This is a genomic window from Arthrobacter sp. NPDC097144 (assembly GCF_044762205.1).
In the GTDB taxonomy this organism is placed as follows: domain Bacteria; phylum Actinomycetota; class Actinomycetes; order Actinomycetales; family Micrococcaceae; genus Arthrobacter_B.
Window position 1 is genome coordinate 329,896 of the sequence record NZ_JBIWDW010000003.1, and the last position, 19,024, is coordinate 348,919.

Sequence of the window (19,024 nt, forward strand, 5' to 3'; positions counted from 1 at the left end):
GCGGGGGGCGCCTGCACGGATGCGGACAGTCCCTTCCCGGGAGGATTGGATCTCCATCCGCCGGACGTCTGGGCCGACCTTCGGTATGCCTGGCCGGAGCTGCCCTGGGACCGGGCGCAGTTTCGGCGCGGAGCCTTCCACCACGTGGCAGTGTTGGGGGAGGACGCCGTCGTCCGCGTGGTTTTTGGGCTGCGCCATGCGCAGAGCACCATCAGTGAAACTGCCAACCTGGCTGCTTTTCCCTGCGCCGGGCTGCCGTTCGGCATGCCTTCCGTGATGGGTTCCCCCGTCCACGGCGACGGCTGGTCTGCCCAGGTCAACAGCTTTGTCGCCGGCGAGCACAGGCCGCTTGAGCTGTGGGCTGCGGTGCGCGGTGCCCTTGGCGTGGTGGTGGCGGCCGTGACGGACCTGGTGCCGGTGAGCAGCGGACTGAGGCCAGTGCGGGAATGGTGCGGAGCGGGGCAGTGGCCGGCAGTCGTTGCCGGAATCACCGCAGATCTGCCGCCGCGGGAAGCCAGGGCCGCGGCCAAGGTGGTGGCGGATGTGCTGGCCGCGGAAGAACCGGTGGTCCCCCGCATCGTCCACGGAGACCTCGGATTGCACAACGTGCTGTGGAAAGGTGCGGAAATCTCAGGACTGGTGGACTTCGACAATGCCTGCGTTGGTGACCCGGCGATGGATCTGGCACCGCTGGTGGGAGCCTTTGGCGCCGCCGCTGTCACCGAGATTGCTGACGCCGATCTGGTGGCGCGGGCACAACTGCACCGTGCGTCCCTGTCGCTTCAGGTGGCGGCAGCGGCGGAACTGGCCGGGGACGCCAACCTGCGCGATTTTGCCCTCGGCAATTTCGGCGCCCGTTTTCGCAGCGGCACCCTCTATGACCCGGGACCGCGCCGCTTCTGACCTTCGCGTGGCCTTCTCCGGCGCTTAGGGCAGGAGCAAGTCGATCAGGGGCACATCCGGCGGCGGATCCGTGGCGAGCCGGGCGTGCGTTTCGACGTCGAACCGTTCCGTTCCGTAGCGCAGCTTCGCACGCTGGATTCCCTCCGGCTTAAACCCGGCAGCTGATGCCACCCTGCAGGAGGCAGGGTTGTTGGTGCGGTGCCCCAATTCCAGACGGTGCAGCCTCAGATCCGCCAGCGCCCGGTTACCCAGCGATGCCACGGCCCGTGCCGCCAAGCCTCTTCCCCGTGACGGTGCCGCAAGCCAGTAGTACGTCCACGCCGTGCCGTGGCGTTCATTGATATTGCTGATGCCCACGCTTCCCACCACTGCACCGTCCACCTCAAGGGCCAGGTTGCAGGCAGTCCGCGGGTCCCAGCCCAGATCGTCCCGGACGACCCGGACCGCGCCTTCCGGGGTTCCGGCGCGGGCGTCGAGCTGGCGCTCCAGATCCGGGCTGCCGAGGTATGCGGCCATCAAGGCTCCGGCGTCGGACTGCCGCCAGGGCCGCAGGAAAAGCGAGGACATGGGCCGAGGTTACCAGCTTACGTTCCGGCTGAGGGCCGGCAGCGTTCCCCCCGGCTTCCCGCGCGCGTAGTCTCCAGAGATGAACCCGGTTCTGATCTGCCTGTGGATTCTTGCCGCCGCCTGTGCCGGAACCTGGGCGCTGTCCCTGATCACGCGGGAGTACTCGTGGACGGACCGCATCTGGTCCCTGGTTCCCCTTGCGTATGTGTGGGTTTTTGCGGCGGCATCCGGCTTTGAGGGCCGTTTGGTCCTGATGGCAGTGCTGGTCACGCTGTGGGGCGCCAGGCTGACGTTCAACTTTGCACGCAAGGGCGGCTATGCGCCCGGCGGTGAAGATTACCGGTGGGCCATCCTCCGCCGGCGCCTGAAGCCCTGGCAGTTTGCCGTTTTCAATCTTCTGTTCATCAGCGTTTACCAGAACATCATCATCTTCCTCATGACCCTCCCCGCCCTGACCGTCTACCAGAACCCTGACCCGCTCAACGCCGGGGACTGGATCCTGGCAGTGCTGTTTCTGGCTGCCCTGGCCGGGGAGACCGCGGCTGATCAGCAGCAGTGGGACTTTCAGCAGTGGAAGGCCGCTGAACGGGACGCGGGACGCAGCCCGCAGCCGGGTTTCCGCCAAACGGGGCTGTTCCGTTTTTCCCGGCATCCAAACTTCTTCTTCGAGCAGGCCCAGTGGTGGTTGTTTTACGGCTTTGCGGTGACGGCCACGGGTGCCTGGCTGCACTGGACCGTGCTGGGGGCCGTGCTGCTGACCCTCCTGTTTATGGGATCCACGGTGTTTACGGAGAGCATCTCCCGCTCACGGTATCCGGACTACGTCCAGTACCAGCGCCGCACTTCGGCAATTATTCCATTGCCGCCCCGTCACCGGCTGCGTCCGGCGGCGGGGCGGCAACCGGCCGGATAGGACCTGCAACACGCCTGCGTGTTCTTCGTGCCACACTCTTGGCATTTTCGGACTAGAATCTTTTCGACAGGTGTTGAATAACTGGGAACATCTTATTCGCACCTTAGGAGATTTGAATGGCACGCGTAAGCGGAAAAGTGGCACTGATCAGCGGCGGCGCACGGGGCATGGGTCTCGCGCATGCCCGTCGCCTCGTAGAGGAGGGCGCTCGCGTCGTCATCGGTGACATCTTGGATTTGGAGGGCCGGAAGGCGGCAGAACAGCTTGGCGAGAACGCCCGCTATGTCCACCTGGACGTCACCAAGCCCGGGGACTGGGAAGCGGCCGTCCAGACGGCGGTTACCGGGTTCGGCGGGCTGGACGTCCTGGTCAACAACGCCGGCATCGCCAACTTCGGCCATATTGAGGACTTCACCCTCGATCAGTGGACAACCATTGTGGACATCAACCTGACCGGCGTTTTCCTCGGCATCAAGGCCGCCATTCCCGCCCTCAAGGAATCCAAGGCGGGCTCCATCATCAATATCTCCTCCACCGCGGGCCTGCAGGGTTTCGTGGAACTGCCGGGCTACACCGCCACAAAGTACGCCGTACGCGGCCTGACCAAGTCGGTGGCCCTGGACCTGGGCAAGTACGGCATCCGCGTGAACTCGGTGCACCCGGGCGTTATCAAGACCCCGATGACCGAAGGCATGGAGAATCCCATGAACCACGTGGCGCTGCACCGCATGGGCGAGGCTGAGGAAGTCTCCAACATGGTCCTGTTCCTGGCCAGCGACGATTCGTCGTTCTCATCCGGAGCGGAGTTTGTGGTGGACGGCGGCGAAACCGCCGGGCTCGCAAACCACTGACGGATCACACATAAGCTTGCGGCGTCCCCCAGCGCCGCGGCACGGAAGGGCTTCGCTTCGGCGGGGCCCTTCCGTGTATCTGAGAAGATAAGTGCTATGCCTGAACCGGAAGCATCCCCCGCGCTGCGGCGCCCCGCCTCGGAAGAGCCTCGGACGGCGCGTACCCGGGAGTCGCTGGAGGCCGGCCTGCTGGCCCTGCTGCGCGATCACGATCTGGCAGATATCAGTGTTTCGGCCCTCTGCAAGCAGGCCGGAGTGCACCGCACCACCTTTTACGGCCACCACCGCAATATCTACGAGCTGGCTGCCTGCGTCTATGCCGGCGTGGTGGACCGGCTGGGCACGGTGGACGTGCTGGACCAGCGGGGCACCGGCAAAACCGTTGCGGAAATCAGCACCCTGTATGTCGACGCCGTCCGGCTGATCCTGCAGCACACCCGTGAAGAGGAACGGGTTTACCGCGCACTCTTCCACACCGGAACGTTCACGGGGGTTCTGGCGGACAATCTGGCGCGGCGGTTCCTGCTCTCGCTGTATGTATGGCAGGGCTACTCTTTGGTGCCGCCCGTGGACCCGGAGGTCATTGCCGCTTTCCTCGGCGGGGCCTACGCCTCATGGATTGAGCAATGGGTGCTCCGCGAGGACGACGACGTCGAAGCCTGGCTGGCTTCGCTGGTTCATCTGCTGCCCGACTGGTGGCCGCGGGAGGGTTTCCCGGCAGCCGCATAGGGGCGGAATCCAAGGGCAGGTGCGGCGAGGCGGGACGCTCAGAGCCGGTGCAGGGAACCGCCCAGGGAAGCCAGGTCCGGATAGCCGTTCACTGCCATGGTCAGATCCGCTTCCGCGAGCAAGCTGCGCATGACATGCGTGATTCCCGCCTGGCCGCCCACCGCCAGCCCATAGACGTAAGGCCGGCCGATTCCCACCGCTGTGGCCCCCAGGGCCAGTGCACGCAGCGCGTCCACCCCGGAACGGACCCCTGAATCGAAGAGGACCGGGGCGCCGTCGGCAGCTTCCACCACGCCGGGCAGGCAATCAATGGCGGGGATGCCGCCGTTGGCCTGCCGGCCGCCGTGGTTGGAGCAGTAAATGCCGTCCATCCCTCCGTCCAGGGCGCGGCGCGTGTCCTCCGGAGAGCAGATGCCCTTGAGCACAATGGGCAGCGAGGTCAGGGAACGGAACCAGGCCAGGTCCTCCCAGGTCATGGTGGGATTGCCGAACAATGAGGCCCAGAGCATCACCGCTGCGGCGGGGTCGGTGGAGCCCTGTTCGGCCAGCAGCTTCCGGAACCGGTCATCGGTGAGGTAGTTGGCCAGGCACTGGCCCGAGAGCATGGGCAGGTAGGCGGCGCTGAGGTCCCGCGGCCGCCAGCCGTTCACCCAGGTGTCCAGCGTGATGACGATTCCCGCGTAGCCGGCTGCTTCGGCCCGGTGCACCAGGTTTTCCGCGAGTTCCCGGTCCGCCGGCGGATAGAGCTGGAAGAATCCCGGGGTTTCGCCCGCGGCGGCGCGAACCTGTTCCAGGGGCGCGGAGGCGAGCGTGGAGGCCACCATGGGGATGCCCAGTTCGGCTGACGACGCCGCTGCAGCCAGGTCGCCGTCGTCGGCCACCGCACCGAGGACTCCCACGGGCGCGAAGAACAGCGGCGTGGGCAGCTGATGTCCCAGCAGGTCGATCCCCAGGTCCCGCTGCTGGGCGCCAACGAGCATCCGGGGCATGATGCCCAGCCGCTCGAAGGCGGCAACGTTGGCCCGCTGCGTGTGTTCATCACCGGCCCCGCCGGCCACGTAGCCGAGTGTCCGGGGGTCCATGCTGACCTGCGCGAGCTCCTCCGTCGCGGCAAAACCCATCGGCAGATCCGGCAGTATGCCCCGAGCGCCGTTCATGTAGATGCCCAGCTGGTAGTCCCCGAAGTTGCTGCTCACGATTGTCCTCACGTTTGCTTCCGGCACCGTTGCCGAAATGCTGTTGTGGCGGACATGCTACTCCTGAATGGGGGAGGCGGACTCCGCAGCATGGGTTTCCACAGCGCCGGTGAAGCGGCTCAGCCTGCTCTGAAGTCCGGCGCGTACTCCGGGCCACTCCGCGGCGAGTATTGAATACACCGCGGTGTCGCGCCAGGTGCCGTCCGCGCGGAGCTTCTCCCGCCGCAGGACGCCTTCAAAAACCCCGCCGATCTTCTCGATTGCCGCCCGGGACCGTTCGTTGCGGGAATCGGCCTGGATGCTGACTCGGCCGAAGCCGGCACCGAAGGCATGCCCGAGCAGCAGGAGCTTGGTCTCGAGGTTGACCGCAGTGCCCCAGACCGCCGGGCTGTAGGCGGTCCAGCCCAGCTGGACTGTCTCCTGCTGCAGGTTCAGGTCCGCAAGGGTGCTGGTGCCCACCACGGGGCCGGGGATCCCGTCACGGATCAGCCGTACCGCAAAGGGAAGTTCATCCCACCGGTAATACGTCAGAGCCCAGGCGGAGAAGGCGTCCGGATCGGCGCGAAGTCCAGCCGGTCCGCCTCCATAGCCGCCGGAAAAGACATCCGGGACCGCGATGGCCCGGTGCAGGTCCGGCAGCAGATCGGCAGTCATCGGCTCAAGCCGGACAAACCGGCCGGTGAGGAGGGCGGAGGCGGGACGCGCAGCAGTCATGACGCCAGTTTTGCACGGCCTCGCTTCTGCGTGCCGTCCGGTTACTCCAAAAACTTGTCCGGCGTCAGTGGAAGGTCCCGGATCCGGATCCCGGAAGCGTTGTAGGCGGCATTGGCAATCGCTGCGGCACTGCCCACAATTCCGATTTCCCCGATGCCCCGGGCGCCAAGCGGTCCGGCGTGCTCATCCACGTCCTCGATCCACAGCGCGTCCATGTCCAGCACATCGGCGTTGGTGGGGATGTGGTATTCGGCCAGGTCGTGGTTCACGAAAATCCCAAACCGAGGATCCAGCACGCTCTGCTCATGCAGCGCCATTCCCAGCCCCATGGTCATTGCGCCCAGGAACTGGGACCGGGCGGTGCGCGGGTTGATGATTCGCCCCGCCGAAAAAACACTCAGCATGCGGGAGACCCGGATTTCGCCGGTGTCCGCGGAGATCCGGACCTCGGCGAAATGCGCGCCGAAGGAATACAGTGCCAGGTTCGCCGCCTCGGGGTCTTCCGGAGCCTTGGCCTCGGTCTGCGCCCCGGGGGAGGGATGCTCTCCGTGGTCGGCCCGGAATGCACGGGCGGCGGCAATGATTGTTCCGCCCCAGCTCGCCGTTCCGGAAGATCCGCCGGCCACCGAAGCGGCAGGAAACACGGTGTCGCCGATGCCCAGCCGGATCCGGTCCATCGGCACGTCCAGCGCATCGGCAGCAATCTGCGTCAGCGCCGTCCAGGCGCCGGTGCCAATGTCCGCCGCTCCAATCTGCACCGAGTAGATGCCGTCCTGTTCGTAGCGGATCCGGGCGGTGTTGGAGGGCTGGCGCATAAAGGGGTAAACGGCGCTGGCCGTCCCCAGGCCCACCAGCCAGCCGTTCTCCTGGACGGACCGGGGACGGGTGACCCGCCGCTCCCAGCCGAAGCGTTCGGCACCGAGGTCAAAGCATTCCAGCAGGTGCCGGCTGGAGAACGGGTTCCCGGTTTCCGGATCCGTTTCCGGCTCATTCCGGCGGCGCAGCTCAATGGGGTCCAGTCCGGCAGCGGCGGCGAGTTCATCCATGGCCACCTCGGGGCCGAACATTCCCGGACACTCACCCGGTGCCCGCATCCAGGAGGGAACAGGGATGTCCAGCGGTGCCACGCGGGTGGTGGTGCTCCGGTTGGGAGAGGCGTACATCATCCGGAACGGTGCGGGGGTCTGTTCCGCGAATTCCTTGATCCGGGAGGTGTGCTCCACGACGTCCAGGGACATGGCGGTGAGCCGCCCGTCGTCGGCGGCCCCCAGCCGGATGTGCTGAATTGTCGGGGTGCGGTGGCTGGTCAGGGTGAACATCTGCTGACGGGTGACCGGGAACTTCACCGGCCGCCCCTCGGTGACCTGCGCGGCCAGGGCAGCCATCACCACCTGTACGTGCGGCATGCCCTTGGAACCAAATCCGCCGCCCACGTGCGGGGCAATGACGTGCACCTGCTCCTCTTCCAGGCCCAGGACCTGCGCCAGTGTTCCTTTGACTGCGTGCACACCCTGGGTGGAGTCCCACAGCGTCAGCGTCCGCCCGTCCCACTGGGCCACCGTGGCATGTGGCTCCAGGGGATTGTTGTGTTCGGCCGGGGTGGAATAGGTCTGCTCGATCTTCAGTGCAGCGGTCTCGAAGGCGGCGTCGGCTGCCCCCTGGCTGCTGTCCGTGGGAGTGCCGGCGTTCAGCTCCTCCGGGGCGTACAGGTCCGGATCGTCCCTGCGCAGCTGGGCGGAGAAGGGCTCTTCCGCGTAGGCCACGCTGACTGCCGCGGCCGCCTCACGGGCGATCTCCGGAGTTTCCGCCAGCACTGCCGCAACAAGCTGCCCGCGGTAGCCCACCCGGTTGTCCTGCAGCGCTGCCAGTTCCCGGTCGGAGGTGTCCGCCAGCCGGGGCACCGTTTCGGAGGTGAGGACGGTGAAGACCCCGTCAAGAGCTTCCGCGGCGGCCGTTTCCACCCGCTGCACGGTTCCGCGGGCAATGGTGGAGAGCACGGGATACAGGTGCAGCGGGTTCTCCACCGGCTGCTCATAGGCGTACGGTGCGGTGCCCTTGACCTTCAGTTCGCCGTCGAGCCGTTCATAGGGGGTGCCGATGGCCCGGGCGGTCAGCTGCTTGCTCATGAGTCCAGTTCCTCCCAGCCTGCGTCCCGGGGGCCGTCCGGCCCCTCGGGATGGTCGGTTCCCTCGGCGCTCGCATCCGGGGTTCCCAGCCCGGCCAAGTCCCGCAGCACGGCGGCCAGGGTGTTGCGGACCATCGGGATTTTGAAGCCGTTGTCCTGCAGCGATTCCGCCGCCGCCAGCTCGGCATCGGCGGCGGCCCGGAAGTTTTCCTCCGTTGCTTCCGTGCCGCGCAGCACGGCCTCCGCCTGCAGGGCGCGCCACGGCTTGTGCGCCACCCCGCCCAGCGCGATCCGGATGTCCCGGATCACCGGAGGCGAGGCGCCGTCGTCCTCCAGTTCCATTGCCGCCGCCACGGACACCAGGGCAAAAGCGTACGACGCGCGGTCCCGCACCTTGCGGTAGGCGGACCGGGCGGGTGCCGGCGGGAGTTCGACGGCCGTGATGAGTTCACCGTGTTCGAGCACGGTGTCCTTTTCCGGCTGATTCCCCGGCAGCCGGTGGAAATCACTCACCGGAATGATCCGTTCCCCCGCCGGGCCGAGCACCACGACGGCGGCGTCCAGGGCAGCCAGGGCCACGGCCATATCCGAGGGATGGGTTGCCACGCAGGCTTCCGAGGCGCCGAGAATCGCGTGGTAGCGGGTATAGCCGTCGACGGCGGAGCAGCCGGTCCCGGGTTCGCGCTTGTTGCAGGGGGTGGTGGGGTTCTGGAAGTACACGCAGCGGGTGCGCTGGAGCAGGTTGCCGCCGGTGGTGGCCAAATTGCGCAGCTGCCCCGATGCCCCGGCCAGCAGTGCGGAGGACAGCGCCGGATAGCGGCGGCGGATAAAGGTGTTCGCGGCGAGGTCGGCGTTGCTGACGTTGGTGCCGATCCGTACCCGGCCGTCGTCGAGCACGTCCACAGTGTTCAGCGGCAGCCGGCTGATGTCCACCAGCAAAGTGGGGGAGGCGATCCCGAGCTTCATCCGGTCCACGAGGTTGGTGCCGCCGGCCAGGAAAACGGCGTCGGGGTTGGCGGAGACCAGCGCGACGGCGGCGGCCGGGTCCTCGGCGCGGCGGTAGTCGAAGGGGATCATGACCGCTCCTCGGGATGGGCCGGCATTGAGGCCGCGGTGGGAGAGTCATGAACCGCCTCCTCCTCCGGATCCGGCATGCCCTTGCGGAGGGTGGCAGCGGCCTCGGCGGCCTGCCGCACGGCTGCCACAATATTGACGTACGCGCCGCAGCGGCAAAGGTTCCCGCTCATCCGCTCGCGGATTTCAGCGTCAGTCAGGTCGATGCCGCTTTCAGTGTCCGGATGCGCGGTGGCAGCGGAAGGATGTCCCGCTGCGGCCTCCTCGATCACGCCCACGGCGGAGCAGATCTGCCCCGGGGTGCAGTAGCCGCACTGGAATCCGTCCTGTTCCAGAAACGCCTGCTGCACCGGATGCAGGCGGCCGTCCGGAATCACGTCGGCCAGGCCCTCGGCGGTGAGAACCTCCGCTCCGTTGTGGGCCACGGCCAGGGTCAGGCAAGAATTGGCGCGGCGCCCGTCCAGCAGGACCGTGCAGGCGCCGCACTGCCCGTGGTCGCATCCCTTCTTCGGTGATGTCACGCCCAGCCGGTCCCGAAGCGCGTCCAGCACCGTGGTGCGGGTATCGACGGTCAGCGTCCGTTCGCTGCCGTCCACGTTCAGGGTTATCTCCGCATCCATGTACCGCCCGCCCTTCAGCAGTGTCCAATGGTGCGCCAACCTACCGGAGGTGCGCGGCGGGGACAACACCCAAATGGCTGCCGGATCCGTACTGCGGGGAATCGCCCGGCCGCTGCAGGCACAGACACGGGATACGCTGGTTAAACAAAACGGCCCCCATCGGTTTTCACCGATGAGGACCGTCTTCTTGGTTGCGGGGGCAAGATTTGAACTTGCGACCTCTGGGTTATGAGCCCAGCGAGCTACCGAACTGCTCCACCCCGCGTCGTACTTAGAACTGTACCCCCCTGTGGCTCAATCCGAAGAATCCAGTGACAGCCGTCACTCCGGGGATGGAAAAGTTGTCGGTAGGGTGGGGTTGTGAGCCTGCCTACCGAAGACACAACTGTCACTTATCCCTCCGGCGCCGTGGAGTCCACCGGAACGGTCCTTCACGCTGAAAGCCTGGCTGACGGCAGCCGGGTGGTCCTGCTGGACGTCACCGCCGTTCACCCCGTAGATGCCGGCTGGCCGGACCAGGGCGCGGACCGCGCGGTGCTGGTCACGGACGCAGGGGATTCCTATGAGGTGCGCGACGCCGTGGTCGCGGCCACCGACGGAACTGATCTGTTCCTGGGCGCTGATATTCCGGTCAGGAAGGGCACCGAAGGCTGGACCTTCACCGTTGCACACGTGCTCCCCCCGGATGCTGCCGTGCAGGAAGGGGACTCCGTGCGGATCCAGGTGGACGCGGCTTACCGCAGTGCTCTTTCCGTGGGGCACACCGCCTGCCATCTGGCGTCGCTGGCGCTGAACCGGCAGCTGGCCGGGGCCTGGAAGAAAGACGTTCCCGCTGATGCCGCCGGCAACCCCAACTTTGATGCCCTGGCCATCGAAACATCCACCATTACCGAGCACGGCTCCACCGATGTGTACCGGCTGGGGAAGTCGCTGCGCCGCAAGGGCTTCCGGCCCGAGGCGCTGCTGGACGATCTGCCCGCCGCCGAGGCAGGCATCAACGCTGTTTTGGCGGACTGGACCGCCACCGGTGCGCAGGTGCGGATCGAGTGCGACGGCGGCGGACTCACCGACATGCGCCGCTGGGCCGTGGACCTGCCCCAGGGCCCGGTCAGCATTCCCTGCGGCGGCACGCATGCGGCGTCCTTGGAGGAGACCGGCGGCATCCAGGTCACCCTGACCGCGGAAGAGGGCGACGGCGCCGTGACCGTCACCATGGATACCATCTGTGTGCAGCCCGCGGGGTAACGCTCAGGCGTCGACGTAGGCGGCCAAATGCCGGCCGGTAAGCGTTGACCTGCCGGACACGAGGTCCGCGGGAGTGCCCTCAAAGACGATGCGCCCGCCGTCATGACCCGCCCCGGGACCCAGATCGATGATCCAGTCCGCGTGCGCCATCACTGCCTGGTGGTGCTCAATGACAACCACCGATTTACCGGAATCCACGAGCCGGTCCAGCAGGCCCAGCAATTGGTCCACGTCTGCAAGGTGCAGTCCGGTGGTGGGCTCGTCGAGGATGTAAACGGTTCCTTTTTCGGCCATCTGGGTTGCCAGCTTCAGGCGCTGGCGCTCGCCGCCGGAAAGGGTAGTGAGCGGCTGGCCGAGGTGGAGGTAGCCCAGCCCGACGTCGGCGAGCCGGGCCAGGACTTTATGTGCCGCCGGGAGGGAGGTTTCCCCGCTGCCGAAAAACTCCCCGGCCTCGGCCACGGACATCTCCAGGACATCGGCAATGTTCCTGCCGCCCAGGGTGTACTCCAGCACGGCCGCCTGGAACCGCTTGCCGCCGCATTCTTCGCAGACGGACTCCATGGTGGCCATTACTCCTAAATCAGTGAAAATCACGCCCGCACCGTTGCAGACGGCGCAGGCACCTTCGGAATTGGAGCTGAACAGGGCCGGTTTAACACCGTTGGCTTTCGCGAAGGCCTTGCGGATCGGCTCCAGCAGCCCGGTGTAGGTGGCCGGGTTGCTCCGCCGGGAACCTTTGATCGCACCCTGGTCGATGACGACGACGCCGTCCCGTCCGGCCACCGAACCGGAGACCAGGGAACTCTTTCCGGAGCCCGCCACCCCCGTCAGCACGCAGAACACGCCGAGGGGAATGTCGACATCGACGTTTTGGAGGTTGTTCGCCGCAGCGCCGCGGACCTCCAAGACGCCGGCAGGGGAGCGCACCGCGTCCTTCAGCCGGGCTCGGTCATCGAGGTGGTTCCCGGTGACGGTTCCGCTGCCGCGCAGGCCCTCAACGGTGCCCTCAAAACAGACCGTACCGCCGTCACTCCCGGCCCCGGGGCCCAGATCGATCACGTGGTCCGCAATGGCTATGGTTTCTGGTTTGTGCTCGACGACCAGCACGGTGTTGCCCTTGTCCCGCAGCTGCAGGAGCAGCCGGTTCATCCGCTCGATGTCATGCGGGTGAAGGCCGATTGTCGGTTCATCAAAGACGTACGTCACATCCGTCAGTGAGGACCCGAGGTGGCGGATCATTTTGGTGCGCTGGGACTCCCCGCCGGACAGGGTTCCCGAGGGGCGGTCGAGGCTGAGGTAGCCCAGGCCAATCTCGGCGAAGGAATCCAGCAGGTGCTGCAGCCCGGCCAGCAGGGGTGCCACCGACGGTTCGTCGAGGGTGCGGATCCATTCTGCAAGGTCAGTGATCTGCAGGGCGCACACGTCGGCAATGTTCCTGCCGTTGATTTTGGAGGAGCGGGCCTCGGCGCTGAGCCGGGTCCCGCCGCACTCGGGGCAGACGCTGAAGGTGATGGCCCGGTCCACAAAGGCGCGGATGTGCGGCTGCATGGCCTCGGGATCCTTGGACAGCATGGACTTGGAAATTTTGGGGATCAGCCCCTCATAGGTCAGGTTGATGCCCTCCACCTTGATCTTGGTGGGTTCCCTGTAAAGCAGGTCATGCAGTTCCCGCTTGCTGAACTTCGCGATCGGCTTGTCCGGATCGAAGTAGCCGGTGCCCCTGTAGATGCGGCCGTACCAGCCGTCCATGCTGTAGCCCGGGATGGTGAGTGCGCCCTCGTTCAGGGACTTGCTGCTGTCGTACAGGGCGGTCAGGTCGAAGTCGGTGACGGACCCCGTGCCCTCGCAGCGCGGACACATGCCGCCGAGCCGGTTATAGGTGGCCTTCTCCGCCTTGGTTTTGCCGCCGCGTTCCACGGTGATGGCGCCGCTGGCTTTTACCGAGGGCACGTTGAACGAATATGCGTTGGGTGAGCCGATCTGCGGCTGGCCCAGCCGGCTGAAGACGATCCGGAGCATGGCATTGGCGTCCGTGGCAGTACCAACGGTGGAGCGCGGGTTGGCGCCCATCCGTTCCTGGTCCACGATGATGGCTGTGGTCAGGCCCTCCAGCAGATCCACGTCCGGCCGCGCCAGGTTGGGCATGAAACCCTGCACAAAAGCGCTGTAGGTTTCATTGATCAGCCGCTGGGACTCGGCAGCAACGGTGCCGAAAACCAGCGAACTCTTGCCGGAGCCGGATACGCCGGTGAAAGCTGTGAGGCGGCGCTTGGGAATATCGACGCTGATTTCGCGGAGGTTGTTCTCCCGCGCGCCCCGGACCCGGATCATGTCCTGGGAGTCCGCCGCATGCGGGGACGCGGATCCGGTTTCTGCTGCGGTTCCAGAACGTATGCCCATGGCCGGCCCGTTTCTTTCGATGAGGTCAGTGGTGTCTGCCTGAGGCTACAGGTTCCCTTGCCACGGCTCGCCGTCCCGGCACAAGAAATCCCAGAGGTGCCCGTCCGGATCCGCTGCCGTTCCCAGGTAGACGCCCTTGGCTTTGACGCGGGCGCGGGAAATGAGCTTCCCGCCGTTGGCCGTGCAGGCGGCGAGAATCTCATCCACGTCGCTGCGCGTGGGAAAGGCCAGGGCCGTGCGGGTGGGAAAAGCCGCAGCGGTGCGGGTTTCCCGGTTGAACGGCTTTGGCAACAGAACCAGCACAATGGCGGCAGAGATGTTCATGGCAGAGAGATCAACCGTGCTGAGCCTTTCATTGAGCGAAAAGCCCAGACCCATGTAAAAGCCGGTGGACCGGTCCAGATCCGCCACCCGGAGGTGCGGATAGATTACGGGGTACAAGCGCTGCCCTCCGAAGCCCTGCAGACTCTATTCGGGGATGGACGGATCCATCCACATGAATTCCCAGACGTGGCCGTCCGGGTCGGTGCCCGCTCCGGAATACATGCCAGGCATCTGTTCCCGCCCAGGCTGGAAGACGGCCCCGCCGCTCTTGGCGCAGTTTTCCAGGAAAGCATCCACTTCCTCACGCGAATCACAGCTCAGGCAATTGAGAATTTCCTTGCCGGCAGCCCGCAGATGCGGCCTGTCACCCTCAGGAAGGAACTGCTGAAAGAAGTCCTGCCGAAGCAGCATGACCACTATGGTGTCGGAGATGACCATGGCCGCGGCGTCTTCATTGCTGAACTGCGGGTTCTCAACAAACCCGAGGCCACGGTAAAACTGCGTTGATTTGGCCAGATCCACGACGGCGAGGTTTGGAAAAATCATGCGTTCCATTGGGGTTCCTCCCGGAATCGATCCCACCGCTTGGGCTTCGGGCCGGACGGGCCCTGCCTCCGGGAGCGCCCGCGCCCTGTCCCTGTACGCTCCCACACAGGCGGCGTCCAGTCCAGAGTTCCCGGCCCGGGGCTGCGGCACACGGGGCCGGATTCGGGGTGCGTCCGGGTGCTAGCCTTATGCTGCCGAAGGCGGGCACTTACCGAGTGCTGTCTGCCTGGCCCGGCGGCACCCGCCGGTTGTCCCACCCGAGGAGAGACGCATGACCACCGATGCCGAATACCTTGCCCGTGCCGTCAGCCTGGCCACCGCCAACGTGGCCAACAGCGGCGGACCGTTCGGCGCCGTCGTCGTCACCCCCGACGGACGGGTGTTTGAGGGCGTGAACCGCGTGACGGCCAATCATGACCCCACGGCGCATGCCGAAGTTACCGCCATCCGTGCTGCCGGAGCGGGCCTGGGAACCCATGACCTCAGCGGTGCTGTCCTCTACAGCAGCTGCGAACCCTGCCCCATGTGCCTTGCCTCGTCCCTCTGGGCCCGGCTGGAGCGCGTGGTTTTCGCGGCAAACCGGTACGACGCCGCCCGCGCCGGGTTCGACGACGCCGTCTTCTATGAGTACTTCGAGACACCTGTGGCTGACCGGTCCCTGCAGGTGACGCAGCTGGAGCCGCACGAGGTTGCGGCCAATTCGCCGTTTGACGCGTGGACCGCCGCGGAGAGCCGCATCACCTACTGATACTGGGCTCCTTTCAGTCCCGCGACATCCAGGGACGCATTGCCCCGGCGGGAGAATCCGGCGGACAGAGGCCCAGGCCAATGGTCTTTGCAAAGCACACCGAGTCCTCCAACTCGGCGTAGGGGCCAAAGTTGGGCACCACCGTGTAACCGCCGTGCTGGTAGAAGCGCCGCCCGTCCGGCTGGGCTGATCCTGCTTCGGCCGTGATGACTGCGTAACCGGCAGCCCGAGCCCGATACTCAAGGGCAGTCAGCACTGCCGTGGCCACCCCGGATCCCCGGGCGTACGGCAACACATAAATCCGCTTGATTTCCGCCGTCGTGTCGTCCAGCCGCCGCAGCCCTCCGCAGCCCAGCGGCTGGCCGGAACTTTTTTCGTAGGCCACCAGGAAAACGGCCGTATCTTCGGCGGACGGCGGCGCCGGTTCGGCGGAGGCGGAATCGTGGCGCGAATTCAGTTCCGATTGCTGGGCGGCGCGCAGATCGGCGCCTACGGGATTGCTCCAGGGCACCTCGCGGATGGTGAGGTGCGGCGGCTGGTCGGCAAGCATGGAGACCTCCTGCTGGGGTCGTGCCGGGAACGGGCATTTCCTTGACTCTAGGAGCATGCGGTTTCAGCGGTGTTTCAGCATCGTGCCAAGTGGGCTAACAGAAAGCGGAGAATGCGGATGCGTGCAAAAATAGAAGGGATGACTTCCCTTGAAACTTCCCCCGCAACCCCGTCCAAGCCGGTTGGCACCTCCAAGGCCCAGCTGCAGGCGCGGAAAACGCAGGTTCGCCCCGCCACTGAGGGCTGGGAACAGGCCAAGGAGCCCGACGGCCGTCCTCTGCTTCAGTTCAAGTCGCCGCGTGTTTCCCAACCTCCGGCCCATCTGGCCGATATGACGCTGCCCGAACGCCAGGCCAAGCTCAAGGAGCTGGGCCTGCCGGCCTTCCGCGCCAAGCAGCTCTCGGTGCACTATTTCCAGCACTACACCACGGACCCCGAAGCCATGAGCGACCTCCCCAAGGAGCGCCGCGATGATCTGGTGAAGGAAATGTTCCCCACGCTGCTGACCGAAGTGAAGCGGCTCACCACGGACAACGGCGACACGATTAAATTCCTCTGGCGTCTGTTTGACGGTTCGCTGGTGGAGTCCGTGCTGATGCGCTACCCGGGCCGGATCACCCTGTGCGTCTCAAGCCAGTGCGGCTGCGGCATGAACTGCCCGTTCTGCGCCACCGGACAGGCCGGCCTGACCCGGAACATGTCCACCGCGGAAATCCTGGACCAGATTGTCCAGGCCAACCGGGTGATCAAGGAGGGCGGCCTGGGCGGCAAACGCCGCGACGGCGGGCACGACGCCGAGCGCGTCACCAACATTGTCTTCATGGGCATGGGTGAGCCGTTGGCCAACTACAAGCGCGTCATGAATGCCGTGCACCGGATGGCCGCCGAGGTTCCCGAGGGGCTGGGCATGAGCGCCCGCAACATTACGGTCTCCACCGTGGGCCTGGTTCCGGCCATCAACAAGCTGGCCGAGGAGAACATCCCGGTCACGTTCGCGCTGAGCCTGCACGCACCGGACGATGAACTGCGCGACGAGCTGATCCCGGTCAACAGCCGGTGGAAGGTGGACGAGGCCCTCGATGCCGCGTACAACTACTACCGCGTTACCGGCCGCCGTGTCTCGATCGAGTACGCCCTGATCAAGGACATGAATGATCACCCGTGGCGGGCCGACCTGCTCGCCAAGAAGCTCAACGCCCGCGGCCGCGGCTGGGTGCACGTCAACCCGATTCCGCTGAACCCCACGCCCGGATCCATCTGGACGTCGCCGGAACCGCACGTGACCCGGGAGTTCATCAACCGCCTGATCGACGCCGGCATCCCCACCACGCTGCGCGACACCCGCGGCAAGGAGATTGACGGCGCCTGCGGGCAGTTGGCCGCAGCGGACTAGTTTCCTTCGGCCGGACGCCGGGGCATCCGTTCAGCATCAGGAAACGAAGATGCAGAACGGATGTCCGGCCGGATCGGCAAAGACATACAGGGGCTCATCGGGATCATCCGTGCGGTCAAAAAGGAGTTCAGCTCCCAGGGCCAATGCCCTGGCATGCTGCTCTTCAAGTGCCTGGCGGTTGGGAACAGTGAGGTCCAGGTGCATCTGCATCGGCACATCCGGCCGGGGCCAGGTGGTCCGCTGAAGATGTTCAGTGAATTGGAAGGACAGTCTGGAGTTGCCGTCCGCGTCGGTCAGGACCAGCCAATCGGCATCGTCGTCCCTTTCCTGCGGCTCGTCCCCGGGCCGGTACCGAAAACCGAGAAGTTGGCGGTAGAACTCGGCCAGGCCCCGCACATCGGGCGTGTCCAGAACCGCAGTGAGCAGCTGAGGGAATCCGTTCATGCGCCAACAGTAAGGCGCGGGCGCTGAAATAACGACGGCGGGAGGCCGGGTTTCGAAACCCGGCCTCCCGCCGTCGTTGCGTGTTCCGGATTACTTCGTGACGTGGTCCACGAGAGATTCGGCGATACCCGTGTACTTGCCCGGCGTCAGGGCGAGCAGCCGTGCTTCGGCTTCGGCGGGCAGGCCCAGGCCGGTGACAAACTCGCGCATGCGGTCCGCGTCGACCCGGTGTCCGCGGGTCAGTTCCTTCAGGCGCTCATAGGGGTTGTCCATGCCGGGGGCACCGGCGACGGCCTCGGCCCTCATGACCATCTGGATAGCTTCGCCGAGCACCTCCCAGTTGGTGTCCAGATCGGCGGCGAGGACGTCGTCGGCCACGTCCAGGCGCTCGAGGCCCTTGACCACGTTGGAGATGGCCAGCACGGAATGTCCAAAGGCCACGCCGATGTTGCGCTGCGAGGAGGAGTCCGTGAGGTCGCGCTGCCAGCGGGAGGTCACCAGGGTGGAGGCCAGGGTATCCAGCAGGCCGTTGGAGATTTCCAGGTTGGCTTCGGCGTTCTCGAAGCGGATCGGGTTGACCTTGTGCGGCATGGTGGAGGAGCCGGTGGCGCCGGCCACGGGGATCTGCTTGAAATAGCCGATGGAAATGTAGCTCCACACGTCGGTGCAGAAGTTGTGCAGGATGCGGTTGAAGCGGGCAATGTCCGCGTACAGCTCGGCCTGCCAGTCATGGGATTCAATCTGCGTGGTCAGCGGGTTCCAGGTCAGGCCGAGGCCTTCCACGAAGCTGCGGGCCACCTGTTCCCAGTCCGCACCGGGCACCGAGGCGTAGTGCGCGGCGTAAGTGCCGGTGGCGCCGTTGATCTTGCCCAGGTATTCGGTCTTTTCAATGCGGCGCAGCTGGCGGGTCAGCCGGTGCGCCGTCACCGCCAGCTCCTTGCCCAGCGTGGTGGGGGTGGCAGGCTGCCCGTGCGTGCGTGAAAGCATGGGAACGGAACGCGTTTCCTCTGCCATGGCAGTGATCCGGTCCACCAGGTCGAGGGCCGCGGGGTGCCAGACATTCTCGACGGCACCCTTGACTCCCAGCGCGTAGGAGAGGTTGTTGATGTCCTCGGAGGTGCAGCCGAAGTGCACCAGGGCGGTCAGGTTCTCGATGCCGATCTCCGGCAGCCGGCGTCCGATGTAGTACTCCACGGCCTTGACGTCGTGGACGGTCACCTGCTCGATTTCGGCGAGCTCGGCAATGGAGTTGCCGTCAAAACCGGAGACAATTCCGCGCAGCCGGTCCTGCTGCTCGGTGCTCAGCGGCGAGGTGCCCGGCAGGACGGAATGTGAGGTGAGGTGGATGAGCCACTCCACTTCCACATGCGTGCGGTCGCGGTTCAGGGCCGCTTCGGAAAGGTAGTCCACCAGCGGAGCCGTGACGCCGCGGTACCGGCCGTCCAACGGGCCCAGGGCAATGGCGGGGGTAACGGAGGCAAGGGGGACGCGGGGAGCAGCGGAGTCAGCCATGCCGCAATTCTTTCATGCTCCGGCGGAAGGGCTCACTCTGTGACTTGGCGGTCCGGGGCCCCCGTTCTGCCGGATCCGTTCCCGGCCAGCACGAGCTTGTCCTCCACAGCGCCTGCGGGGAGCGGAGATGCAGTTCTTTTTCCCCAGCGAAAGCCCGGCCGCTCCGTGGCG

General features: G+C 66.0%; 19 protein-coding genes and 1 tRNA gene. 7 read left to right on the top strand and 13 right to left on the bottom strand.

Going from position 1 to position 19,024, the window contains the following annotated elements; translation table 11 throughout:
- Positions 1-45: 45 nt before the first annotated feature.
- On the top strand, positions 46-903 hold the full coding sequence (locus tag ACIQXM_RS08560) for an aminoglycoside phosphotransferase family protein (protein ID WP_400930419.1): 858 nt from the start codon (positions 46-48) through the stop codon (positions 901-903).
- Positions 904-927: 24 nt separating this feature from the next.
- On the opposite strand, the gene ACIQXM_RS08565 is transcribed toward ACIQXM_RS08560, so the two are convergent.
- The gene (locus ACIQXM_RS08565) at positions 928-1,470 is read right to left on the bottom strand and encodes a GNAT family N-acetyltransferase (protein WP_400930421.1); all 543 of its coding nucleotides are present in this window, start codon (positions 1,468-1,470) and stop codon (positions 928-930) included.
- 79 nt (positions 1,471-1,549) lie between these two features.
- On the opposite strand from ACIQXM_RS08565, the gene ACIQXM_RS08570 reads away from it, so the two are divergent.
- The 3 genes from ACIQXM_RS08570 (at position 1,550) to ACIQXM_RS08580 (ending at position 3,963) form a co-directional block, all read left to right on the top strand.
- Positions 1,550-2,383: a DUF1295 domain-containing protein gene (locus ACIQXM_RS08570; protein WP_400930423.1), complete on the top strand. Its 834-nt coding sequence runs from the start codon at positions 1,550-1,552 to the stop codon at positions 2,381-2,383.
- A 116-nt stretch (positions 2,384-2,499) separates the two neighbouring features.
- The gene (locus tag ACIQXM_RS08575; protein ID WP_400930425.1) at positions 2,500-3,234 is read left to right on the top strand and encodes a glucose 1-dehydrogenase; all 735 of its coding nucleotides are present in this window, start codon (positions 2,500-2,502) and stop codon (positions 3,232-3,234) included.
- Positions 3,235-3,330: 96 nt separating this feature from the next.
- Complete coding sequence (locus tag ACIQXM_RS08580) at positions 3,331-3,963, top strand: TetR/AcrR family transcriptional regulator (RefSeq protein ID WP_400930427.1); 633 nt, start codon at positions 3,331-3,333, stop codon at positions 3,961-3,963.
- A 38-nt stretch (positions 3,964-4,001) separates the two neighbouring features.
- Here ACIQXM_RS08580 and ACIQXM_RS08585 read toward each other — a convergent pair whose 3' ends face one another.
- From ACIQXM_RS08585 to ACIQXM_RS08610, 6 genes are all read right to left on the bottom strand, one after another.
- Entirely contained in the window at positions 4,002-5,159 is a 1,158-nt protein-coding gene (locus ACIQXM_RS08585; RefSeq protein ID WP_400930428.1) for an alpha-hydroxy-acid oxidizing protein, read from the bottom strand.
- Between the two features lie 57 nt (positions 5,160-5,216).
- Positions 5,217-5,873, bottom strand: a complete 657-nt coding sequence (locus ACIQXM_RS08590; protein ID WP_400930430.1) for a GNAT family N-acetyltransferase — start codon at positions 5,871-5,873, stop codon at positions 5,217-5,219.
- Positions 5,874-5,914: 41 nt separating this feature from the next.
- Entirely contained in the window at positions 5,915-7,999 is a 2,085-nt protein-coding gene (locus tag ACIQXM_RS08595) for a xanthine dehydrogenase family protein molybdopterin-binding subunit (RefSeq protein ID WP_400930432.1), read from the bottom strand.
- A complete protein-coding gene (locus ACIQXM_RS08600) occupies positions 7,996-9,075 on the bottom strand; it encodes an FAD binding domain-containing protein (protein ID WP_400930433.1) in 1,080 nt (359 codons plus the stop codon). The genes ACIQXM_RS08595 and ACIQXM_RS08600 overlap by 4 nt, the downstream gene beginning before the upstream one ends.
- Positions 9,072-9,692, bottom strand: a complete 621-nt coding sequence (locus tag ACIQXM_RS08605) for a (2Fe-2S)-binding protein (protein WP_400930435.1) — start codon at positions 9,690-9,692, stop codon at positions 9,072-9,074. Before ACIQXM_RS08605 ends, ACIQXM_RS08600 begins: the two co-directional genes overlap by 4 nt.
- A gap of 188 nt (positions 9,693-9,880) precedes the next feature.
- Positions 9,881-9,957: transfer RNA gene (locus tag ACIQXM_RS08610), tRNA-Met, on the bottom strand.
- Positions 9,958-10,052: 95 nt separating this feature from the next.
- Here ACIQXM_RS08610 and ACIQXM_RS08615 point away from each other — a divergent pair.
- Entirely contained in the window at positions 10,053-10,937 is an 885-nt protein-coding gene (locus tag ACIQXM_RS08615; RefSeq protein WP_400930437.1) for a metal-dependent hydrolase, read from the top strand.
- Positions 10,938-10,940: 3 nt separating this feature from the next.
- Here ACIQXM_RS08615 and ACIQXM_RS08620 read toward each other — a convergent pair whose 3' ends face one another.
- Genes ACIQXM_RS08620 through ACIQXM_RS08630 form a run of 3 tightly spaced genes read right to left on the bottom strand, consistent with a single transcriptional unit; the run spans position 10,941 to position 14,216 of the window.
- A complete protein-coding gene (locus tag ACIQXM_RS08620) occupies positions 10,941-13,337 on the bottom strand; it encodes an ATP-binding cassette domain-containing protein (RefSeq protein ID WP_400930439.1) in 2,397 nt (798 codons plus the stop codon).
- A gap of 45 nt (positions 13,338-13,382) precedes the next feature.
- Entirely contained in the window at positions 13,383-13,778 is a 396-nt protein-coding gene (locus tag ACIQXM_RS08625; RefSeq protein ID WP_400930441.1) for a VOC family protein, read from the bottom strand.
- Between the two features lie 27 nt (positions 13,779-13,805).
- Positions 13,806-14,216, bottom strand: a complete 411-nt coding sequence (locus ACIQXM_RS08630; RefSeq protein ID WP_400930443.1) for a VOC family protein — start codon at positions 14,214-14,216, stop codon at positions 13,806-13,808.
- Between the two features lie 262 nt (positions 14,217-14,478).
- Between ACIQXM_RS08630 and ACIQXM_RS08635 the strand changes: the two genes are divergently transcribed.
- A complete protein-coding gene (locus tag ACIQXM_RS08635) occupies positions 14,479-14,955 on the top strand; it encodes a nucleoside deaminase (protein ID WP_400930445.1) in 477 nt (158 codons plus the stop codon).
- Positions 14,956-14,968: 13 nt separating this feature from the next.
- Here the strand turns inward: ACIQXM_RS08635 and ACIQXM_RS08640 are convergent, their stop codons facing one another.
- Positions 14,969-15,505: a GNAT family N-acetyltransferase gene (locus tag ACIQXM_RS08640; protein WP_400930447.1), complete on the bottom strand. Its 537-nt coding sequence runs from the start codon at positions 15,503-15,505 to the stop codon at positions 14,969-14,971.
- Between the two features lie 138 nt (positions 15,506-15,643).
- On the opposite strand from ACIQXM_RS08640, the gene rlmN reads away from it, so the two are divergent.
- Positions 15,644-16,897 (top strand): 23S rRNA (adenine(2503)-C(2))-methyltransferase RlmN, encoded by a 1,254-nt coding sequence (gene rlmN, locus ACIQXM_RS08645; RefSeq protein WP_400930448.1) that lies wholly within the window; start codon positions 15,644-15,646, stop codon positions 16,895-16,897.
- A gap of 36 nt (positions 16,898-16,933) precedes the next feature.
- On the opposite strand, the gene ACIQXM_RS08650 is transcribed toward rlmN, so the two are convergent.
- Positions 16,934-17,341: a VOC family protein gene (locus tag ACIQXM_RS08650; protein ID WP_400930450.1), complete on the bottom strand. Its 408-nt coding sequence runs from the start codon at positions 17,339-17,341 to the stop codon at positions 16,934-16,936.
- Between the two features lie 90 nt (positions 17,342-17,431).
- Complete coding sequence (gene purB, locus ACIQXM_RS08655; protein ID WP_400930452.1) at positions 17,432-18,853, bottom strand: adenylosuccinate lyase; 1,422 nt, start codon at positions 18,851-18,853, stop codon at positions 17,432-17,434.
- Positions 18,854-19,024 lie beyond the last annotated feature (171 nt).